This is a genomic window from Pseudomonas sp. PA-1-3F (assembly GCF_021609665.1).
GTDB classification, from domain to species: domain Bacteria; phylum Pseudomonadota; class Gammaproteobacteria; order Pseudomonadales; family Pseudomonadaceae; genus Aquipseudomonas; species Aquipseudomonas paracarnis.
The window spans coordinates 15,512-37,348 of the sequence record NZ_WJZD01000019.1 but is presented as its reverse complement, the minus strand read 5'-3'; the positions used below and the strand labels follow the sequence as shown (position 1 = coordinate 37,348).

Sequence of the window (21,837 nt, the reverse complement as noted above, 5' to 3'; positions counted from 1 at the left end):
CTGCCCGCTCACGCGCGCAGCCTCTTTTCAAATGGGAAGGCCAATTTTATTTGGTTTCCTCTCGGAACTGGCTTACAAAGCCGTGTTCCGATGGCGCTGTGACAGCGTCCAGCTAGAGTGAACGCAAGCCGTAAAACGGCTCGCCAAGAATTTTTAAAAAATACGCCGCAGGAGAGATTCGCAATGGCTCAGCAGGGCAGTGGTTATCAGGCTCGCTATAAACGCATTCTACTCAAGCTCAGCGGCGAGGCCCTGATGGGCTCGGAAGAGTTCGGGATCGATCCCAAGGTGCTTGACCGCATGGCGCTGGAAGTCGGCCAGTTGGTCGGTATCGGCGTGCAGGTCGGCCTGGTGATTGGTGGTGGCAACCTGTTCCGCGGTGCGGCACTGAGTGCGGCCGGTATGGACCGGGTTACCGGCGACCACATGGGCATGCTGGCCACTGTGATGAACGCCCTCGCCATGCGCGACGCCCTGGAGCGCGCCAACATCTCGGCCATCGTGATGTCGGCAATTTCAATGGTTGGCGTGACCGATCATTATGATCGCCGCAAAGCCATGCGCCACCTGAACTCCAAGGAAGTGGTGATCTTTGCCGCTGGCACAGGTAACCCGTTCTTCACCACCGACTCGGCCGCATGCCTGCGTGCTATCGAAATCGATGCCGACGTGGTGTTGAAGGCGACCAAGGTGGATGGCGTATACACTGCAGACCCATTCAAAGACCCGCATGCCGAGAAGTTCGATCATCTGACCTACGATGAAGTTCTGGATCGCAAGCTGGGTGTCATGGACCTGACCGCTATCTGCCTGTGCCGCGACCACAAAATGCCGCTGCGCGTATTTAACATGAACAAGCCCGGCGCCCTGCTGAATATCGTACACGGCGGCGCAGAAGGGACTCTGATCGAGGAAGGCCAACAATGATCAACGAAATCAAGAAAGACGCCCAGGCGCGTATGCAGAAATCCCTGGAATCCTTGAGTCACGCCTTTGGCCAGATCCGTACAGGCAAGGCGCACCCAAGCATCCTGGGCAGCGTGATGGTGCCTTACTACGGTTCCGACACCCCGCTGAGCGGTGTGGCCAACGTGACCGTGAAGGATTCGCGTACCCTGCAAGTTGTGGCCTTCGAGCGCAACATGCTCGCGGCTGTCGACAAGGCTATTCAGAGCGCCGGCCTGAACCTCAACCCGACCAACCTGGGCGAGTTGTTGCTGATCTCCATGCCAGCCCTGACCGAAGAAACCCGCAAGGGCTTCACCAAGCAGGCGCGCAGTGCTGCTGAAGATGCGCGCGTTGCCGTGCGTAACATCCGCCGCGATGCACTGGGCGACCTGAAGAAGCTGGTCAAGGACAAGGAAATCAGCGAAGACGAAGAGCGCCGTGCCGTCGCTGATATCGACAAGCTGACCAAGGACGCCGAAGCCCAGATCACCAAGGCGACTGAAGAAAAAGAAAAGGACCTGATGGCCGTATAAGGGGTCAGGACGCCTTCATGGAAAAGACCAAGCAGACTGTGCCCTCCGTGGTGCCGCGCCATGTCGCGATCATCATGGATGGGAATAATCGCTGGGCGAAAAAACGCTTTATGCCGGGTGTTGCCGGGCATAAAGCGGGTGTTGACGCGGTAAGGGCGGTGATTGAGGTGTGTGCCGAGGCCAAGGTCGAAGTATTGACCTTGTTCGCGTTCTCAAGTGAGAACTGGCAGCGACCCGCCGATGAAGTCAGTGCCTTGATGGACCTGTTCTTCAAGGCTCTGCGTCGTGAGGCCAAGCGCCTCAACGACAACAACATCAGTCTGCGCATCATTGGTGATCGCTCGCGGTTCCATCCGGAGCTGCAAGCGGCCATGCGCGAAGCCGAGGCCATCACTGCCGGTAGTAACCGTTTTGTGTTGCAGATCGCAGCCAACTACGGTGGCCAGTGGGATATTGCCCAGGCTGCGCAGCGGCTGGCCCGCGAAGTGCAGGCCGGCCATCTGCGCCCGGACGACATCACGCCCCAACTGTTGCAAACCTGCCTGGTGACCGGCGACCTGCCGTTGCCGGACTTGTGCATTCGCACCGGTGGCGAGCATCGCATCAGCAATTTCCTGCTGTGGCAGCTGGCCTACACCGAGCTGTATTTCTCCGACCTGTTCTGGCCGGACTTCAAACACGAAGCCATGCGTAATGCACTGGCTGATTTCGCTTCCCGTCAGCGTCGCTTCGGTAAAACGAGCGAGCAGATCGAAGCTGGAGCCCGGGTTTAAATGCTTAAACAACGAATCATCACGGCGCTGATCCTGCTGCCGATTGCCTTGTGCGGTTTTTTCCTGCTCGACGGTTCCGGCTTTGCGCTGTTCATCGGCCTGGTTGTGACTCTTGGTGCGTGGGAGTGGGCGCGCCTGGCAGGCTTTGTCAACCAGGTGCCGCGTATGGCCTATGCCGCCTTGGTCGCGCTGTTGTTGTTCTTCATGTACATCCTGCCGGACATCGCGCCCTGGGTGCTGGGGGCTGCAGTGTTGTGGTGGGCGTTGGCGACTTTCCTGGTGCTCACCTATCCGCGCACCAGTAGCCAGTGGTCCAGCGTGGCCTGCAAGCTGGTGATTGGCCTGGCGATCCTCTTGCCGGCCTGGCAAGGGCTGGTGGAGATAAAGCGTTACCCGCTGGGCAACGAATTGATCCTGGCTGTGATGGTGTTGGTATGGGGCGCCGACATTGGTGCCTACTTCTCGGGTAGAGCTTTTGGCAAACGCAAGCTGGCCCCGGCCGTAAGTCCCGGCAAGAGCTGGGAAGGCGTATACGGCGGCTTGGCCTTGACGCTGCTGATCACCCTGGTGGTCGGTGTGGTGCGTGACTGGTCAGTAAAGGAAGTGCTTCTGGCCTTGCTGGGTACGGCTATTGTCGTCTTCATCTCGGTGGTGGGCGACCTTACCGAGAGCATGTTCAAACGCCAGGCGGGCATCAAGGACAGCAGTAACCTGCTGCCAGGCCATGGCGGTGTGCTTGACCGTATCGACAGCCTCACCGCCGCGCTGCCTATTTTTGCCGTGCTGTTGTGGATGATCGCTTCGTGAGCCGCCTGCAGCAGGTTACGGTGCTGGGTGCGACCGGCTCGGTCGGGCTCAGTACCCTGGATGTCATCGCGCGTCACCCCGATCGCTATCAGGTTTTCGCCCTGACCGGCTTCACGCGTTTGCGCGAGTTGCTGGCCTTGTGCGTGCGTCACTCGCCGCGCTTTGCCGTGGTGCCGGAAGCTGCTGCGGCTCGCAGTCTGCAGGATGATCTTCGGGCTGCCGGGCTGGCCACTCAGGTATTGGTTGGCGAGGCAGGCTTATGCCAGGTCTCGGCCGATGCGGACGTGGATACGGTGGTGGCGGCGATTGTCGGTGCGGCAGGTTTGCGCCCGACCTTGGCGGCAGTCGATGCTGGCAAGAAAATCCTGCTGGCCAACAAAGAAGCCTTGGTCATGTCCGGCGCACTCTTTATGCAAGCGGTGCGTAAGAGCGGAGCGGTGCTGCTGCCTCTGGACAGCGAGCACAACGCCATCTTCCAGTGCATGCCCGGTGATTTTGCCCGCGGCTTGAGCCAGGTCGGCGTGCGCCGGATTCTGCTGACGGCATCGGGTGGCCCATTCCGCCAGACTCCGTCGGCCGAGCTGGACCATGTGTCTCCCGATCAGGCATGCGCTCACCCGAACTGGTCCATGGGGCGCAAAATCTCCGTGGATTCGGCGAGCATGATGAACAAGGGCCTGGAGTTGATCGAGGCATGCTGGCTGTTCGATGCGCGGCCTGACCAGGTTGAGGTGGTCATTCACCCACAAAGTGTGATCCATTCCCTGGTCGATTACGTGGATGGTTCGGTGTTGGCGCAATTGGGTAACCCGGACATGCGCACACCGATCGCCAACGCCTTGGCGTGGCCTGAGCGGATTGATTCCGGCGTAGCACCGTTGGACTTGTTTGCAATCGCGCGCCTGGACTTCGAAGCCCCGGACGAGCAGCGTTTCCCTTGTTTGCGCCTGGCGCGGCAAGCGGCCGAGGCGGGTAACAGTGCCCCGGCGATGCTTAACGCGGCCAACGAAGTGGCCGTGGCGGCGTTTCTTGAGCGGCGCATCCGCTTTCCGCAGATCGCGAGTATCATCGAGGACGTCCTGGCGCTTGAGCCGGTAGTGGCAGTGAATGACCTGGAGGCGGTGTTCGAGGCCGACACCAAGGCCCGAGCCCTGGCCGGGCAATGGTTGGATCGCAATGCGGGTTAGGCCGCGGGCAGGTTTGAGTCTTCAGGCATTGGATTGAAGTGCGGAGAAATTAGATGAGTGCGCTCTACATGATTGTCGGCACCCTGGTTGCTCTGGGTGTGTTGGTGACCTTCCACGAATTCGGCCACTTCTGGGTGGCGCGTCGTTGCGGCGTCAAGGTATTGCGCTTTTCCGTCGGTTTCGGCATGCCGTTGTTGCGCTGGCATGATCGCCGCGGCACTGAGTTTGTGATTGCTGCTATCCCGTTGGGCGGCTACGTCAAGATGCTCGATGAGCGCGAAGGCGAAGTGCCTGCAGACCAGCTGGACCAATCCTTCAATCGCAAGACCGTTCGTCAGCGTATTGCGATTGTGGCGGCGGGACCGATCGCCAACTTCCTGTTGGCGATGGTGTTTTTCTGGGTCTTGGCCATGCTGGGCAGCCAGCAGGTGCGCCCGGTCATTGGCGCGGTCGAAGCCGACAGCATCGCGGCCAAGGCGGGCCTGACGGCGGGGCAGGAAATTGTATCCATTGATGGCGAGCCCACCACAGGGTGGGGCGCGGTCAATTTGCAGTTGGTGCGTCGCCTGGGTGAAAGCGGCACCGTCAATGTGGTAGTGCGTGACCAGGGCTCCAGCGCCGAAACCCCGCGGGCATTGGCGCTGGACCATTGGCTCAAGGGCGCCGATGAGCCCGATCCGATCAAATCCCTGGGGATCCGCCCTTGGCGTCCGGCCTTGCCGCCGGTGCTGGCCGAGCTGGATCCAAAGGGGCCGGCCCAGGCTGCTGGCCTGAAAACCGGTGATCGCCTGTTGGCCCTTGATGGCCAGGCGCTGGGTGACTGGCAGCAGGTGGTTGACCTGGTGCGTGTGCGCCCTGATACCAAAATTGTGCTGAAAGTTGAGCGCGACGGTGCTCAAATCGACGTCCCCGTGACCCTGTCGGTGCGAGGCGAAGCCAAGGCGGCCGGGGGCTACCTGGGGGCAGGGGTCAAAGGTGTCGAATGGCCGCCATCGATGGTGCGAGAGGTCAGCTACGGGCCTTTGGCAGCGATTGCAGAGGGCGCGAAACGCACCTGGACCATGAGCGTGCTGACCCTCGAATCCCTCAAGAAAATGTTGTTCGGTGAGCTCTCGGTAAAAAACTTGAGTGGACCGATAACCATTGCTAAAGTGGCGGGCGCTTCTGCCCAGTCGGGTGTCGCGGATTTCCTGAATTTCCTGGCTTATCTGAGTATTAGCCTTGGGGTTCTGAATTTGCTGCCCATTCCAGTATTGGATGGGGGGCATCTGCTGTTTTATCTGGTCGAGTGGGTGCGTGGTCGCCCCTTGTCGGATCGGGTGCAGGGTTGGGGGATACAGATTGGTATCAGTTTGGTGGTCGGGGTGATGTTGTTAGCCCTGGTCAACGATCTGGGACGTCTGTAACGCTTCGCTGAATTGCGAATCTGCCGCATTTTGCGGCAGTTTGTTTATTGCCAGTTGGAATAAGAAAGGACTTCATGAAACGTCTGCTGCTAACTGCGGTTCTCACCGTATTGATGATCGCCGAAGTTCACGCCGAGTCCTTCACCATCTCCGATATTCGCGTCAATGGCCTCCAGCGGGTCTCCGCGGGTAGCGTCTTTGGTGCCTTGCCGTTGAACGTCGGGGAACAGGCGGATGATCGTCGCCTGGTGGAATCCACTCGTGCGCTGTTCAAAACCGGGTTCTTTCAAGATATCCAACTGGGTCGCGAAGGCAACGTCCTGGTCATCACGGTCGTCGAGCGACCTTCCGTCGCCAGTATCGCGATCGAAGGTAACAAGGCCATCTCCACTGAAGACCTGATGAAGGGCCTGAAGCAATCGGGCCTGGCCGAGGGCGAGATCTTCCAGCGCGCAACCCTTGAGGGTGTGCGTAACGAGTTGCAACGTCAGTACGTTGCCCAGGGCCGCTACTCCGCGACCGTGGAAACCGAAGTGATCCCCCAGCCTCGTAACCGTGTGGGCCTGAAGGTCAACATCAACGAAGGCACCGTGGCCGCCATCCAGCACATCAACGTCGTGGGCAACACCAAGTTCCCTGATGAAGACCTGGTCGACCTGTTCGAACTCAAGACCACCAACTGGTTGTCGTTCTTCAAGAACGATGACAAGTACGCCCGTGAAAAACTCTCCGGTGACCTGGAACGCCTGCGCTCCTACTACCTGGACCGTGGCTACATCAACATGGACATCGCTTCGACCCAGGTGTCCATCACCCCGGACAAGAAGCACGTCTACATCACCGTCAACGTCAACGAAGGCGAGAAGTACAAGGTTCGTGACGTCAAGCTCAGCGGCGACCTGAAAGTGCCTGAAGACCAGGTCAAGTCCCTGCTGCTCGTGCAGAAGGACCAGGTGTTCTCGCGCAAGCTGATGACCACCACCTCAGAACTGATCACCCGCCGCCTGGGTAACGAAGGCTATACCTTCGCCAACGTCAACGGCGTGCCGACCCCGAATGATGAAGACCACACCGTGGACATCACCTTCGTCGTCGATCCGGGCAAGCGTGCCTACGTCAACCGTATCAACTTCCGTGGCAACACCAAGTCTGCGGACGAAGTGCTGCGTCGTGAAATGCGTCAGATGGAAGGTGGCTGGGCTTCCACTTACCTGATCGACCAGTCCAAGACCCGTCTTGAGCGCCTGGGCTTCTTCAAGGAAGTCAACGTCGAAACCCCGGCCGTACCGGGTGTGGATGACCAGGTTGATGTGAACTACGCCGTTGAAGAACAAGCCTCGGGTTCGATCACCGCCAGCGTCGGTTTCGCCCAGAGTGCCGGTTTGATCCTGGGTGGTTCCATCACGCAGAACAACTTCCTGGGTACCGGTAACCGTGTGTCCATCGGCCTGACCCGCAGCGAATACCAGAGCCGATACAACTTCGGCTATACCGACCCCTACTGGACTGCAGACGGTGTGAGCCTGGGCTACAACGCCTTCTACCGCACCACCGACTACAAAGACCTCGATGTTGACGTTGCAAGCTATGCGATCGACAGCCTGGGTGCCGGTGTCAACGTGGGTTACCCGATCAGCGAGACCTCGCGCCTGACCTTCGGCCTTACCGCCCAGCAGGATGAGATCAAGACCGGTGTGTACACCGTGGACGAAATCTTCGACTTCACCCGTCGTGAAGGCGACAAGTTCCTGAACTTCAAGGCGTCTGCCGGCTGGTCCGAGTCGACCCTGAACAAAGGCGTACTGGCAACCCGCGGCCACTCCCAGAGCCTGACTGCGGAAGTCACCACGCCGGGCAGCGACCTGTCGTTCTTCAAGCTCGACTACCGCGGCCAGTTGTTCCAGCCGTTGAGCGATAACTACACCATGCGCCTGCACACAGAGCTGGGCTATGGCGACGGTTATGGTTCGACCGATGGCTTGCCGTTCTACGAGAACTACTATGCAGGTGGTTTCAACTCGGTACGTGGCTTCAAGGACAGCACTCTGGGTCCGCGTGGTACGCCGAGCCGCGGTTTTGCTCAGACCGGTAACCAGGGCACTGTCGCTGACTCGGACAACGACCCGCTGCCATTCGGTGGTAACGTGCTGATCCAGGGTGGTGCGGAGATTCTGTTCCCGCTGCCGTTCGTCAAGGACCAGCGTTCCCTGCGTACTTCGGTCTTCTGGGACGTGGGTAACGTGTTCGACTCCAAGTGCGAACAGATCAAAAACCCAAGTGGCTTGAAGTCCAATACTCAATGCAACGACGTAAGCCTCAGCAACCTGGCGAGCTCCGTGGGCGTGGGTGTGACCTGGGTGACTGCGCTGGGCCCGTTGAGCTTTGCTCTGGCCATGCCGATCAAGAAACCGGATAACGCTGAAACCCAGATTTTCCAATTCTCCCTCGGCCAGACGTTCTAAGCGTCTGACCTAAGATAACGACAACGGATTCTGTAGGAGTACATCGTGCGTAAGTTGACTCAATTGGTCTTGCTGGCCACTGTGCTGGTCACCACCCCGGCCTTCGCCGAAATGAAAATCGCGGTCCTGAACTATCAGATGGCCCTGCTGGAGTCCGATGCGGCCAAGCGATACGCCGTGGATGCCGAGAAGAAATTCGGTCCGCAGCTGACCAAGCTCAAGACACTGGAAAGCAGCGCCAAGGGTATCCAGGACCGCCTGGTAGCCGGTGGCGACAAGATGCAGCAAGGCGAGCGCGAGCGTCTGGAGCTTGAATTCAAGCAAAAGGCCCGTGACTACCAGTTCCAATCCAAGGAGCTGAACGAAGCCAAGGCTGTGGCCGACCGCGAAATGCTCAAGCAGCTCAAGCCGAAATTGGACAGCGCTGTGGAAGAAGTCATCAAGAAGGGTGCCTTTGACCTGGTGTTCGAGCGTGGCGCCGTGATCGACGTCAAGCCTCAATACGACATCACCCGCCAGGTGATCGAGCGCATGAACCAGCTGAAGTAAACCATGACAGCGACTATCAAGCTCGGCGAGTTGGCCGAGTTCCTGGGGGCCACCTTGCGTGGCTCCAAGGAGAAAGAAATCACTGGGCTAGCCACCTTGCAGGAGGCTGGCCCAGCTCAGTTGAGCTTCCTCGCAAATCCTCAATACCGTAAATACCTGGTCGACTGCCAGGCCGCAGCAGTGTTGCTGAAGGCCGCCGACGCCGAAGGGTTTACCGGGGATGCGCTGGTGGTGGCCGATCCGTACCTGTCGTACGCCAAGGCGTCGCACCTGTTCGATCCCAAGCCGAAGGCGGCCGGCGGTATTCACCCGTCTGCCGTGATCGCCGATGATGCCCAGGTTGATCCTGCCGCCAGCATCGGTGCATTCGCCGTGATCGAAAGCGGGGCGCGTATTGGTGCTGGTGTCACCGTGGGTGCCCACTGCTTTATCGGTGCACGCTGTGAAATTGGTGCCGATGGTTGGCTGGCCCCCCGCGTGACCCTCTACCACGATGTGCGTATTGGTCAGCGTGTGGTCATTCAGTCCGGTGCTGTTATCGGCGGCGAAGGCTTTGGCTTTGCCAACTCCAAAGGTGTCTGGCACAAGATCGCCCAGGTCGGTGGCGTATTGATCGGCGATGATGTGGAGATCGGCGTGAACACCGCCGTGGATCGCGGGGCCTTGGCTGATACCGTGATCGGCAACGGTGTGAAGCTCGATAACCAGATCCAGATCGCCCACAACGTGCAGATTGGCGATCACACCGCCATGGCGGCCTGCGTGGGTATTTCCGGCAGCACCAAGATCGGCAAGCATTGCATGCTCGCCGGTGGCGTTGGGCTGGTGGGACATATCGATATTTGCGACAACGTCTTCATCACCGGCATGACTATGGTGACCCACTCGATCACAGAGCCAGGGGCCTACTCGTCCGGTACCGCGATGCAACCTGCGGCCGAATGGCGCAAGAGCGCCGCGCGTTTGAGGAAGATCGACGACATGGCACGACGTATCAAACAGCTTGAAAAGCGTGTCGGGGACGTGACCCCTGGCGGTAATGCTTCATCAGAAGGCTGATACCATTTCCATATCAAGTGTGCGCAGCCGCTAGACGGCCTCCTTGATTTGCTAGCGGGGCGTGCGCCTGGTGCGCCCGCCCCCAATCTTTATTACAGGCTTCCCCCCGAAATGATGGACATCAACGAGATTCGCGAATACCTGCCTCACCGTTACCCGTTCCTGCTGGTGGACCGCGTAGTGGACCTCAATGTCGAGGAAAAGCGCATTCGTGCCTACAAGAATGTCAGCATCAACGAACCATTCTTCAATGGTCACTTTCCTGCGCATCCAATCATGCCAGGTGTGTTGATCATCGAAGCCATGGCCCAGGCTGCCGGTATCCTTGGTTTCAAAATGCTCGACCTCAAGCCTGCTGACGGCACGCTTTACTATTTCGTGGGTTCGGACAAGCTGCGTTTTCGCAACCCGGTCACCCCGGGTGACCAGTTGATCCTGGAAGCCAAGTTCATCAGTTGCAAACGCCAGATCTGGAAGTTCGAATGCCAGGCCTCGGTAGATGGCAAGCCGGTGTGCTCTGCCGAGATCATCTGTGCGGAACGCAAACTATGAGTTTGATTGACCCTCGCGCAATCATCGATCCGTCGGCCGTACTGGCCGCCGACGTTGAGGTCGGCCCTTGGTCGATCGTCGGCGCAGGTGTGGAAATCGGCGAGGGGACTGTCATCGGGCCGCACGTGATCCTCAAGGGTCCGACCCGCATTGGCAAACACAATCGCATCTACCAGTTTTCCTCGGTAGGCGAAGACACCCCGGACATGAAGTACAAGGGTGAAGAAACACGCCTGGTAATCGGTGACCACAATATTATCCGTGAAGGCGTCACCATTCACCGTGGCACCGTGCAGGATCGCGCCGAAACCACCTTGGGTGATCACAACCTGGTCATGGCCTATGCGCACATCGGCCATGACAGCGTGATCGGCAATCATTGCATCCTGGTCAACAACACTGCGTTGGCAGGCCATGTGCACGTTGATGACTGGGCGATCCTTTCCGGCTTCACCCTGGTACATCAATACTGCCATATCGGCGCCCACAGCTTTTCCGGTATGGGCACCGCCATCGGCAAGGATGTCCCGGCATTCGTGACGGTGTTCGGCAATCCTGCCGAAGCCCGCAGCATGAATTTTGAAGGCATGCGTCGTCGTGGTTTCAGCGAAGAAGCCATCCACGCCCTGCGCCGTGCCTACAAGACGGTTTACCGCCAAGGGTTGACCGTGGAGCAGGCCCTGGCCGAGTTGGCCGAGCCTGCCACGCAGTTCCCGGAAGTCGCGGTATTCCGTGATTCTATCCAGACCTCGACTCGCGGCATCACCCGCTGATCATGGCCACTCTGCGTATTGCGCTCGTGGCCGGTGAAGCTTCCGGCGATATCCTGGGTGCTGGTTTGATGCGGGCGCTCAAGGCCCAGCATCCGGCAGTGGAGTTTATCGGGGTCGGTGGCCCGTTGATGCAGGCCGAAGGCCTGACCTCCTACTTTCCGATGGAACGCCTGTCGGTCATGGGGCTGGTGGAAGTCTTGGGGCGCCTGCGTGAGCTGCTGGCTCGCCGCAAGCTGCTGATCAAGACGCTGATCGAAGAAAAACCTGACGTCTTTATCGGCATCGATGCGCCGGACTTCACGCTCAATATCGAACTCAAGTTGCGCCAGGCCGGGATCAAGACCGTGCACTACGTCAGCCCATCCGTGTGGGCGTGGCGCCAGAAGCGTGTGTTGAAAATCCGCGAAGGCTGCGACCTGATGTTGACCTTGCTTCCATTCGAAGCCCGGTTCTACGAGGAGAAGGGCGTGCCGGTGCGGTTTGTCGGCCACACCCTGGCTGACGCCATTCCCTTGCAGGCTGATCGTGCGGCTGCGCGCGCCGAACTGGGCTTGCCCGATGGCCCGTTGGTGGCGTTGATGCCAGGCAGTCGTGGCGGTGAGGTGGGGCGCTTGGGTGCGTTGTTTTTTGATGCTGCCGAACGTCTTCAGGCGCAAAAGCCGGGAATCCGCTTTGTGCTGCCTTGCGCCAGTCCACAACGTCGTGCACAGATCGAAACCCTGCTGGAAGGCCGCAACCTGCCGTTGACCCTGCTCGATGGCCAGTCCCACCTGGCCCTGGCAGCCTGCGATGCGGTGTTGATCGCCTCGGGCACTGCCACGCTTGAGGCCTTGCTGTACAAGCGGCCGATGGTCGTGGCCTATCGCCTGGCGCCACTGACCTTCTGGATCCTCAAGCGCATGGTCAAGAGCCCTTACATTTCCTTGCCCAACCTGCTGGCCCAGCGCCTGCTGGTGCCGGAGTTGTTGCAGGACGATGCAACGCCCGAAGCGCTTGCGCAAACCCTACTACCCTTGATTGACGGCGGCGAAGAGCAGACCCGTGGTTTCGACGATATTCACCGCACGTTACGCCGTGATGCCTCGAACCAGGCGGCCGACGCCGTGTTGACCCTGATCGGCCATAAACAGGAAGCCTTATGACCATGCAAATGGGCCTGGATTTCAGTCTCGTCGCCCAAGCCCACGAACTGGTGGCGGGTGTTGACGAAGTCGGGCGCGGCCCGCTGTGTGGCGCAGTGGTCACGGCGGCGGTGATCCTTGATCCGAACCGCCCGATCCTGGGGCTCAACGATTCGAAGAAGCTCACCGAAGCCCGTCGCGAAAAGCTCTATGACGAGATCTGTGAGAAAGCCCTGAGCTGGCATATCGCCCGGGCTGAAGTCGAAGAAATCGACGAGCTGAATATCCTGCACGCCACCATGCTGGCGATGCAGCGCGCTGTGGAAGGGCTGCACATCACCCCGAAAATGGCGATGATCGACGGTAACCGCTGCCCCAAACTGACAATGCCGTCCGAAGCGGTGGTCAAGGGCGATAGCAAGGTTCCCGCCATTGCCGCCGCCTCGATCCTGGCCAAGGTCAGCCGCGACCGTGAAATGGCCGCGTTCGAATTGATCTATCCCGGCTACGGCATTGGTGGCCATAAAGGCTACCCGACCCCCGTTCATCTGGAAGCCCTGGCTCGGCTCGGCCCCACCCCGATCCATCGCCGCTCGTTTGCCCCGGTGCGCCAGGCTTATGAGGCCCGTGAAAGTCTGATCGAGGTATAGCAGCAAGGCTGATGTTTTTACCCAGGCCCGGTACAATCCGGGCCTTGTTGTTTTCATGTATCAAGACAGGATCACTATGCCGGCTTCATTCGTTCATCTACGCCTGCACACTGAGTACTCCCTGGTCGACGGCCTGGTACGGATCAAACCGCTGGTCAAAACCCTGGTGGGCATGAACATGCCTGCGGTTGCGGTTACCGACCAGAACAACATGTGTTCCCTGGTCAAGTTCTACAAGAACGCCATGGGCGCCGGCATCAAGCCGATCTGCGGCGCCGATCTGTGGCTGTCCAACAAAGACCCGGATAGCCCCCTGAGCCGCATCAGCCTGCTGGCGATGAACGGCGTGGGTTATCGCAACCTCACCGAACTGATCTCCCGTGGCTTTATCGATGGTCAGCGCAACGGCTCGATCATCATCGAGCGCGAGTGGGTGGCCGAAGCCAGCGAAGGACTGATCATGCTCTCGGCGGCCAAAGAGGGCGAAATCGGCATCGCGCTGCTGGGCGGCAACCCTCAGGAAGCCGAAGTGCTGGCGCGTGAGTGGATGCAGGTGTTCCCAGGCCGGTTCTACCTGGAAGTCCAGCGCACCAACCGCCCCAACGATGAAGAGCATCTGCACGCTGCCGTAGCCCTGGCCGATAAGCTGGGTGCGCCGCTGGTGGCGACCAATGATGTGCGCTTTATCAAGAAAGAAGATTTCGAAGCCCACGAGACCCGCGTGTGCATCGGCGAAGGCCGTGCCTTGGATGACCCGCGCCGCTCGAAGAACTACAGCGAAGAGCAGTACCTCAAAAGCGCCGAGGAAATGGCGGAGCTGTTCAGCGACTTGCCCGAGGCCCTGGAAAACTCCGTCGAGATCGCCAAGCGCTGCAATATTGAAGTGAAGCTGGGCAAGCACTTTTTGCCCAACTTCCCGATACCCGATGGCATGACCATCGATGAGTATTTCCGCAAAGTGTCGTTCGATGGCCTGGAGGAACGCCTCAGCGTCCTGCTGCCCAAGGACACCACCGAGGACTACGAAGCCAAGCGCCAGGTGTATGTCGATCGGTTGAATTTCGAGCTGGATATCATTATCCAGATGGGATTCCCCGGTTACTTCCTGATCGTAATGGACTTTATCCAGTGGGCAAAAAACAACGGTGTACCGGTAGGCCCTGGCCGGGGGTCAGGTGCTGGCTCGCTGGTGGCCTACGTACAGAAGATCACCGACCTTGACCCGCTTGAATATGACCTGCTGTTCGAACGGTTCCTGAACCCGGAACGGGTTTCCATGCCCGACTTCGACGTCGACTTCTGCATGGATGGCCGTGACCGCGTGATTGAGTACGTGGCCGAAAAATACGGTCGCAACGCGGTAAGTCAGATCATCACCTTCGGCTCCATGGCCGCCAAAGCGGTAATTCGCGACGTGGCGCGGGTGCAGGGCAAGTCCTACGGTTTGGCGGACCGCCTGTCGAAGATGATCCCGTTCGAAGTCGGCATGACCCTGGAAAAAGCCTACGAGCAGGAAGAAATCCTGCGCGACTTCATCAAGGTCGATGAAGAAGCCGCCGAAATCTGGGACATGGCGCGCAAGCTCGAAGGCGTGGTGCGTAACGTCGGTAAACACGCCGGTGGTGTGGTTATTGCGCCGACCAAGCTCACCGACTTTTCGCCGATCTATTGCGATGAAGAAGGCGACGGCCTGGTCACCCAGTTCGACAAGGACGACGTGGAGGCCGCCGGCCTGGTGAAGTTCGACTTCCTCGGCCTGCGGACCCTGACGATCATCGACTGGGCACTCAAGACCATCAACCGCGACCGTGCCAAGGTCGGCGAAGAACCGCTGGATATCGCGTTTATCCCGCTGGACGACAAGCCGACATACAGCCTGCTGCAAAAAGCCGAAACCACCGCAGTGTTCCAGCTTGAATCCCGGGGCATGAAGGAGCTGATCAAAAAGCTCAAGCCCGACTGCCTGGAAGACTTGATCGCACTGGTGGCCCTGTTCCGTCCGGGCCCGCTGCAATCGGGCATGGTGGATGACTTCATCAACCGTAAACACGGCCGGGCCGAGCTAGCTTACCCGCATTCCGACTATCAGTATGAAGGCCTCAAGCCCGTACTGGCGCCGACCTACGGCATCATCCTGTACCAGGAACAGGTGATGCAGATCGCCCAGGTGATGGCCGGCTACACCCTCGGCGGTGCGGACATGCTGCGTCGCGCCATGGGTAAGAAAAAGCCCGAGGAAATGGCCAAGCAGCGCGGCGGTTTCATTGAAGGTTGCGCCACCAACAACATCGATGCCGACCTGGCCGGTAACATCTTCGACCTGGTAGAAAAGTTCGCCGGTTATGGCTTCAACAAATCCCACTCCGCCGCCTATGGCCTGGTGTCGTACCAGACCGCCTGGTTGAAAGCCCACTATCCGGCACCGTTCATGGCGGCGGTACTCTCGGCGGATATGCACAACACCGACAAGGTCGTGACCTTGATCGAGGAAGTGCGCACCATGAAGCTGCGCCTCGACGCGCCGGACGTGAACGCTTCGGAGTTCAAGTTCACGGTGAACGACGAAGGCCGCATCATCTATGGCCTTGGCGCGATCAAAGGCGTGGGCGAAGGCCCGGTCGAGGCCATTACCGAAGCGCGTCAGGACGGGCCGTTCAAGGACCTGTTCGACTTTTGCGCACGCGTTGACCTCAAGCGCATCAACAAGCGTACCCTCGATGGCCTGATCCGCAGCGGCGCACTCGACCGTCTTGGCCCGTATTTTCATGATGAGCCGAAGGCTTACCAGGCCAATATCGACCGCAACCGTGCGGTGCTGCTGACCGCCATGGAAGAGGCGATCAAGGCCGCCGAACAGACCGCCCGTACCCATGACAGCGGCCACGCCGACCTGTTTGGCGGGCTGTTCGTCGAAGAAGATGCGGATGTCTACGCGAATCACCGCAAGGCCAAGGAGCTGACTCTGAAGGAACGCCTCAAGGGTGAAAAAGACACCTTGGGCCTGTACCTCACCGGTCACCCGATTGACGAGTACGAAGGCGAAATCCGCCGTTTTGCCCGCCAGCGCATCATCGACCTGAAACCGGCGCGGGATACCCAGACTGTCGCCGGTATGATCATCGCCCTGCGGGTGATGAAAAATAAGAAGGGCGACAAGATGGGCTTCATCACCCTCGATGACCGCTCGGGCCGCATCGAAGCGTCATTGTTTGCCGACGCGTTTCATTCCGCCCAGTCGCTGTTGCAGACCGACGCCATGGTGGTGGTGGAAGGGGAGGTCAGCAATGATGACTTCTCCGGTGGCCTGCGCCTGCGCATCAAGCGCGTGATGAGCATGGAAGACGCCCGCACCAACCTGGCCGAAAGCCTGCGCCTGAAGGTCAAGACCGAAGCGCTTAAAGGTGATCAGCTACGCTGGTTGGGTGACCTGCTAAAACGCCATCGTGGCGCATGCCCGGTGACCATGGAGTACACCGGCAGCGATGCCAAGGCCATGTTGCAGTTTGGTGAGACGTGGCGAATTGATCCCGCTGATGGCTTGATTCAAGCTTTGCGTGACCAGTTCGGGCGAGACAACGTCTTCCTCCAATACCGTTGACGGTCATATAGATCTGATCTCGACTAAACATTTAATCTCGACCTAAACGCGCCTCTCCCTTAAGGTAGGGCGCGAATAGACAACCGGCTGGCCAGGCACCCCTTGGCCGTCGACCCAAGACGGACGCTTATGAACCCGAATTTTCTTGATTTCGAACAGCCGATCGCTGACCTGCAAGCCAAGATCGAAGAGCTGCGCCTGGTCGGCAATGACAATTCGCTGAACATCGGTGATGAAATCGCTCGCCTGCAAGACAAGAGCAGCACGCTCACCGAAGACATCTTCGGCAAGCTGACCAGCTGGCAGATCGCGCGCCTGGCTCGCCATCCGCGCCGTCCCTACACCCTGGACTACATCGAACACATCTTCACCGAGTTCGACGAGTTGCACGGCGACCGTCACTTCTCCGACGACGCAGCCATCGTGGGCGGCATCGCTCGCCTGGACGACCAGCCGGTGATGGTGATCGGTCACCAGAAGGGCCGTGAAGTGCGCGAGAAAGTACGCCGCAACTTCGGTATGCCGCGCCCGGAAGGCTATCGCAAGGCGTGCCGCCTGATGGAAATGGCCGAGCGCTTCAAGATGCCGATCCTGACCTTCATCGACACGCCGGGTGCCTACCCGGGTATCGACGCCGAAGAGCGCAACCAGAGCGAAGCGATTGCCTGGAACCTGCGCGTCATGGCGCGCCTGAAAACCCCGATAATCGCCACTGTGATTGGTGAAGGTGGTTCCGGCGGTGCCCTGGCCATTGGTGTCTGCGACCAACTGAACATGTTGCAGTACTCGACCTACGCGGTGATCTCGCCGGAAGGTTGTGCCTCGATCCTGTGGAAAACCGCCGAAAAGGCGCCGGACGCTGCCGAAGCCATGGGTATCACCGCCGATCGCCTCAAAGGCCTGGGTATCGTGGACAAGGTCATCGCCGAGCCACTGGGCGGCGCCCACCGTGACCCGGCTGCCGCTGCTGCGACCATCCGTGCCGAGTTGGGGTCGCAACTGGCGATGCTCAAGAAGCTGGATAACGAAGCGCTGCTGGCTCGTCGTTATGAGCGCCTGATGAGCTACGGCCTCTAAGCCGACGCTGTACCCAATGCGGGAGCCGGCTTGTGTGGGAGCTGGCTTGCCGGCGATAGCATCACCTTGGTATCACTGATACCCCGAGGTGCCTGCATCGCGGGCAAGCCCGGCTCCCACATTTGCTTTGTGTATGCTGACGGACGTATTCAAGCTTTGCGGCGGTGACGTGTGATGAAACCAACCCTGCCGGCCACACTCCTGCACACCCTGGCCGACTGGCGCAACGCGCCGGCCTGGCATATCGCATTCTCCGGCGGTCTCGACTCTACCGTTCTGCTGCACCTCCTGGCCTCATTGGCCAAAATCGAAAATCTGCCTCCTGTCAGCGCCGTCCATGTCCACCATGGCCTGCAAGCTGCTGCCGATGCTTGGCCCTCTCATTGCCAATCGGTCTGCGACAGCCTGGGCGTACCTTTGCGCGTCATGCGCGTGCAGGTCAGTGAGGGGGCGAGTCTTGAACGTGCGGCCCGCGAGGCGCGCTACCAAGCGTTCATGCAGGTCCTAGGGGGGGGGGAGGTGCTTTTCACTGGCCAGCATCGCGACGATCAAGCCGAAACCCTGCTGTTTCGCCTGCTGCGTGGCGCCGGTGTAAGAGGGCTGGCGGCTATGCCTGAGCATCGCCCCTTGGCGCAGGGGTGCTTGGTGCGGCCGTTGCTGGCATTTTCCCGTAGCGACCTGGAAGCCTACGCCCATCAGCATCAGTTGCAGTGGATCGACGACCCCTCCAACGTTGATCCACGGTTTTCCCGCAATTACCTGCGTCACCACGTACTTCCCACGCTGACGAAACGCTGGCCACAGGCGATCACCCACTTGGCTCGCACGGCTGAACACATGGCTGAGGCGCAAGGGCTGCTCGACGAATTGGCGATGATGGACCTGCAGCGCGCCGATCAGCCTTCTGCGTTTCCCTGGTTGCCTCTGCCGTCCCTGGCGCTTGAACCATTGCGCGAGCTATCCGATGCCCGCCAGCGTAACGCCCTGCGGCATTGGCTCACGCCACTGACCCGTTTACCCGACAGCGACCACTGGGCCGGTTGGCATGCCCTGCGCGATGCCAAGAGCGACGCACAGCCTCTGTGGCGCCTGGCCGACGGCCAAATGCAGCGTAGCGGTGAACGCATCTGGTGGTTGCCCTCGACCTGGTCGGAGTTTTCCGACGCATCGGTGAGCTGGCCCGATCCGCAAGATCCACTAGAGTTAACGGGCAATGGTCAACTGAGGTTTATCGGCAAGGCCCCCGAAGGCCCGCTGCAGGTGCGTTATCGCCAGGGTGGCGAAATCATCGACGTAGCGGGCCGAGGCCGGCGGGATCTCAAGCGTCTGCTGAATGAAAGCGGCATGCCGGGCTTCGCCCGTGGCAGATTGCCGCTGGTCTATCGGGGCGAGCAATTGCTGGCTGTGCCAAGTGTTGCGGGGGCATGGTCCAGGTCGGTGGGTGAGGTGCAATTGGATTGGTTGCCACAGACCTGCGATCAAGGTTTGAGCTGATAGCGCCTTTCCGGTAGACTACGCTCCCTTCTTGATACAACTTCTGTGGATTCGCCTGAATCGCAGTCGTTGCCGATTACCAAGCAGTCTTTGCTGGGCGATTCCAAAAAATGTGTAGCGATCAACGTACCGGTGCTTCATTGCTGGTCTGTCACAACGCGGCGGTTTTTTTGAAAGGTGCACTGTGATTAATGCAGGTGATCGGGGGCTTCGGCCTTCCTTCGCTTTCCCCGGCGGCTCGGACCGCTTTAACGCAGACTTCTAGGGTTTTTCATGACGCGCTACATATTCGTCACGGGCGGTGTTGTTTCTTCATTGGGGAAAGGCATTGCCTCCGCTTCATTGGCGGCCATCCTGGAGGCGCGGGGACTTAAGGTCACCATGCTCAAGCTGGACCCGTACATCAACGTTGACCCGGGCACCATGAGCCCGTTCCAGCACGGTGAAGTGTTCGTCACCCACGACGGCGCCGAGACCGACCTGGACCTGGGCCACTACGAGCGGTTCATCCGCACGACCATGACCCAGAACAACAACTTCACCACCGGCCGTGTCTACGAGCACGTGCTGCGCAAAGAGCGCCGTGGTGACTACCTGGGTGCAACCATCCAGGTGATCCCGCACATCACCGACGAAATCAAGCGCCGCATTATCAAGGGTGCAGGCGATGCCGACGTGGCGATGGTCGAGATCGGTGGCACCGTGGGTGACATCGAGTCCCAACCGTTCCTCGAAGCCATCCGCCAGTTGCGTTTCGAAGTCGGCGCCAAGCGCGCGATGCTGATGCACCTGACACTCGTGCCGTACATCGCCACTGCCGGCGAAACCAAAACCAAGCCTACCCAGCATTCGGTCAAGGAACTGCGTTCCATCGGCCTGCAGCCGGATGTGCTGGTATGCCGCTCCGATCACCCGATCGACATTTCCTCGCGCCGCAAGATCGCGCAGTTCACCAACGTTGAAGAACGTGCGGTGATTGCCCTGGAAGACGCCGACACCATCTACAAGATCCCGGGCATCCTGCATTCCCAGGGGCTGGATGATTTTGTGGTCGAGCGTTTCGGCCTGCAGTGCGGCGGCGCCGACCTGTCCGAGTGGGAAGCGGTTGTCGACGCCAAGCTCAACCCTGAGCATGAAGTCACCATCGCCATGGTCGGCAAGTACATGGAACTGCTGGACGCGTACAAGTCGCTGATCGAAGCGATGAGCCACGCCGGTATCAGCAACCGTACCAAGGTCAACCTGCGCTACATCGATTCCGAAGACATCGAGAACCAGGGCACCGCGCTGCTCGAAGGTGTTGACGCTATCCTCGTTCCCGGCGGTTTCGGCCTGCGTGGCGTGGAAGGCAAGATCACCGCAGTGCAGTACGCCCGTGAAAACAAGGTGCCGTACCTGGGTATCTGCCTGGGCATGCAAGTGGCTGTTATCGAGTTCGCCCGTAACGTGCTGGGCTGGAAAGACGCCAACTCCACCGAGTTCGATCACACCAGCGGCCATCCGGTCGTGGGCCTGATCACCGAGTGGGAAGACGCCACCGGCGCCGTTGAAACCCGTACCGAAACGTCCGACCTGGGCGGCACCATGCGCCTGGGCGCACAGGATTGCCTGCTGGAAGCCGGCTCGCTGGTACACGACTGCTACGGCAAGGATGTGATCGTCGAGCGTCACCGCCACCGTTACGAAGTGAACAACAACCTGCTGCCGCAGATCAAAGAAGCTGGCCTGAAAATCTCCGGCCGCTCCGGTGATGGCAAGCTGGTTGAAGTGGTCGAGGCACCGGATCATCCATGGTTCGTGGCTTGCCAGTTCCACCCGGAGTTCACCTCGACACCGCGTGACGGTCACCCGTTGTTCAGTGGTTTCGTCAAAGCAGCACTGACGCAACATCAGAAGAAGGCGTAAACCTGATGGCCCAGAAGATCATTCGCGTAGGCGACATCGAGATTGCCAACGACAAGCCCATGGTGCTGTTCGGCGGCATGAACGTGCTGGAAAGCCGCGACATGGCGATGCAGGTGTGTGAAGAGTACGTGCGGGTCACCCAGAAGCTGGGTATTCCTTACATCTTTAAGGCCAGCTTCGACAAGGCCAACCGTTCGTCCGTGACCTCCTATCGCGGCCCGGGCCTTGAAGAAGGCATGCGGATCTTCCAGGACATCAAGCAAGCCTTCGGCGTGCCGATCATCACCGACGTCCACGAGCCTGAGCAGGCTGCCGTGGTCGCCGAGGTGTGCGACATCATCCAGTTACCGGCTTTCCTGTCGCGCCAGACCGACCTCGTGGTCGCCATGGCCAAGACCGGCGCGGTGATCAACATCAAGAAAGCCCAATTCCTCGCTCCTCAGGAGATGAAACACATCCTGAGCAAATGCGTGGAAGCGGGTAACGACCAGTTGATCCTTTGCGAGCGGGGTTCGAGCTTCGGCTATAACAACCTCGTGGTGGACATGCTCGGTTTCGGCATCATGAAACAGTTCGAATACCCAGTGTTCTTCGACGTGACCCACGCGCTGCAAATGCCCGGTGGTCGCTCGGACTCCGCTGGCGGGCGACGTGCCCAGGTGACGGACCTGGCCAAGGCGGGCATGAGCCAGTCCCTGGCGGGCCTGTTCCTTGAAGCTCACCCGGACCCGGACAACGCCAAATGTGATGGCCCATGCGCGCTGCGCCTGGACAAGCTGGAGCCATTCCTGGCCCAACTCAAGCAGTTGGACGAGTTGGTCAAGAGTTTTCCGACGGTAGAGACCGCGTAACTGGCATTTCTCCGGTAGAATTTCCCACGCTTTACGCTCAGGCCCCCGGGCCTGAGCCTTGTCGTCTGCAAGCCTGCCCCGTTGTTCCACCC

At 59.6% G+C, this 21,837-nt stretch carries 18 protein-coding genes; all 18 read left to right on the top strand.

From position 1 onward, the window contains the following. Positions 1-183 precede the first annotated feature (183 nt). The gene (pyrH, locus tag GIV26_RS15315) at positions 184-927 is read left to right on the top strand and encodes a UMP kinase (RefSeq protein WP_003189161.1); all 744 of its coding nucleotides are present in this window, start codon (positions 184-186) and stop codon (positions 925-927) included. Further along, complete coding sequence (gene frr, locus GIV26_RS15310) at positions 924-1,481, top strand: ribosome recycling factor (RefSeq protein WP_003189163.1); 558 nt, start codon at positions 924-926, stop codon at positions 1,479-1,481. The genes pyrH and frr overlap by 4 nt, the downstream gene beginning before the upstream one ends. A gap of 17 nt (positions 1,482-1,498) precedes the next feature. Further along, positions 1,499-2,254, top strand: coding sequence for a polyprenyl diphosphate synthase (gene uppS / locus GIV26_RS15305; protein WP_054899097.1), 756 nt, complete (start codon positions 1,499-1,501; stop codon positions 2,252-2,254). Next, positions 2,255-3,061, top strand: coding sequence for a phosphatidate cytidylyltransferase (locus tag GIV26_RS15300; RefSeq protein ID WP_096144486.1), 807 nt, complete (start codon positions 2,255-2,257; stop codon positions 3,059-3,061). Next, positions 3,058-4,248 (top strand): 1-deoxy-D-xylulose-5-phosphate reductoisomerase, encoded by a 1,191-nt coding sequence (gene ispC / locus GIV26_RS15295; RefSeq protein WP_198714773.1) that lies wholly within the window; start codon positions 3,058-3,060, stop codon positions 4,246-4,248. The genes GIV26_RS15300 and ispC overlap by 4 nt, the downstream gene beginning before the upstream one ends. A 53-nt stretch (positions 4,249-4,301) precedes the next feature. After that, positions 4,302-5,654 (top strand): sigma E protease regulator RseP, encoded by a 1,353-nt coding sequence (gene rseP / locus GIV26_RS15290; RefSeq protein WP_181125350.1) that lies wholly within the window; start codon positions 4,302-4,304, stop codon positions 5,652-5,654. Positions 5,655-5,728: 74 nt separating this feature from the next. Next, positions 5,729-8,116, top strand: a complete 2,388-nt coding sequence (gene bamA, locus GIV26_RS15285; protein WP_127881175.1) for an outer membrane protein assembly factor BamA — start codon at positions 5,729-5,731, stop codon at positions 8,114-8,116. A gap of 45 nt (positions 8,117-8,161) precedes the next feature. Then, positions 8,162-8,665 (top strand): OmpH family outer membrane protein, encoded by a 504-nt coding sequence (locus tag GIV26_RS15280; protein ID WP_003189173.1) that lies wholly within the window; start codon positions 8,162-8,164, stop codon positions 8,663-8,665. A gap of 3 nt (positions 8,666-8,668) precedes the next feature. Continuing rightward, on the top strand, positions 8,669-9,724 hold the full coding sequence (lpxD, locus tag GIV26_RS15275) for a UDP-3-O-(3-hydroxymyristoyl)glucosamine N-acyltransferase (RefSeq protein ID WP_034126835.1): 1,056 nt from the start codon (positions 8,669-8,671) through the stop codon (positions 9,722-9,724). A gap of 111 nt (positions 9,725-9,835) precedes the next feature. Further along, the gene (gene fabZ, locus GIV26_RS15270; protein ID WP_003172281.1) at positions 9,836-10,276 is read left to right on the top strand and encodes a 3-hydroxyacyl-ACP dehydratase FabZ; all 441 of its coding nucleotides are present in this window, start codon (positions 9,836-9,838) and stop codon (positions 10,274-10,276) included. Further along, positions 10,273-11,049: an acyl-ACP--UDP-N-acetylglucosamine O-acyltransferase gene (gene lpxA / locus GIV26_RS15265; protein WP_032893181.1), complete on the top strand. Its 777-nt coding sequence runs from the start codon at positions 10,273-10,275 to the stop codon at positions 11,047-11,049. The genes fabZ and lpxA overlap by 4 nt, the downstream gene beginning before the upstream one ends. Before the next feature lie 2 nt (positions 11,050-11,051). After that, positions 11,052-12,191: a lipid-A-disaccharide synthase gene (gene lpxB, locus GIV26_RS15260; protein WP_034126836.1), complete on the top strand. Its 1,140-nt coding sequence runs from the start codon at positions 11,052-11,054 to the stop codon at positions 12,189-12,191. Positions 12,192-12,193: 2 nt separating this feature from the next. After that, entirely contained in the window at positions 12,194-12,820 is a 627-nt protein-coding gene (gene rnhB, locus GIV26_RS15255; protein WP_161793220.1) for a ribonuclease HII, read from the top strand. Between the two features lie 76 nt (positions 12,821-12,896). After that, entirely contained in the window at positions 12,897-16,418 is a 3,522-nt protein-coding gene (dnaE, locus tag GIV26_RS15250) for a DNA polymerase III subunit alpha (RefSeq protein ID WP_072446898.1), read from the top strand. Between the two features lie 129 nt (positions 16,419-16,547). Next, positions 16,548-17,495: an acetyl-CoA carboxylase carboxyltransferase subunit alpha gene (locus GIV26_RS15245; RefSeq protein WP_003189182.1), complete on the top strand. Its 948-nt coding sequence runs from the start codon at positions 16,548-16,550 to the stop codon at positions 17,493-17,495. A gap of 174 nt (positions 17,496-17,669) precedes the next feature. Next, on the top strand, positions 17,670-18,989 hold the full coding sequence (gene tilS / locus GIV26_RS15240; RefSeq protein ID WP_236281390.1) for a tRNA lysidine(34) synthetase TilS: 1,320 nt from the start codon (positions 17,670-17,672) through the stop codon (positions 18,987-18,989). A 273-nt stretch (positions 18,990-19,262) separates the two neighbouring features. Further along, entirely contained in the window at positions 19,263-20,894 is a 1,632-nt protein-coding gene (locus GIV26_RS15235; RefSeq protein WP_034126838.1) for a CTP synthase, read from the top strand. A 5-nt stretch (positions 20,895-20,899) separates the two neighbouring features. Further along, positions 20,900-21,745 (top strand): 3-deoxy-8-phosphooctulonate synthase, encoded by an 846-nt coding sequence (gene kdsA / locus GIV26_RS15230; RefSeq protein ID WP_236281387.1) that lies wholly within the window; start codon positions 20,900-20,902, stop codon positions 21,743-21,745. Positions 21,746-21,837: the final 92 nt, after the last annotated feature.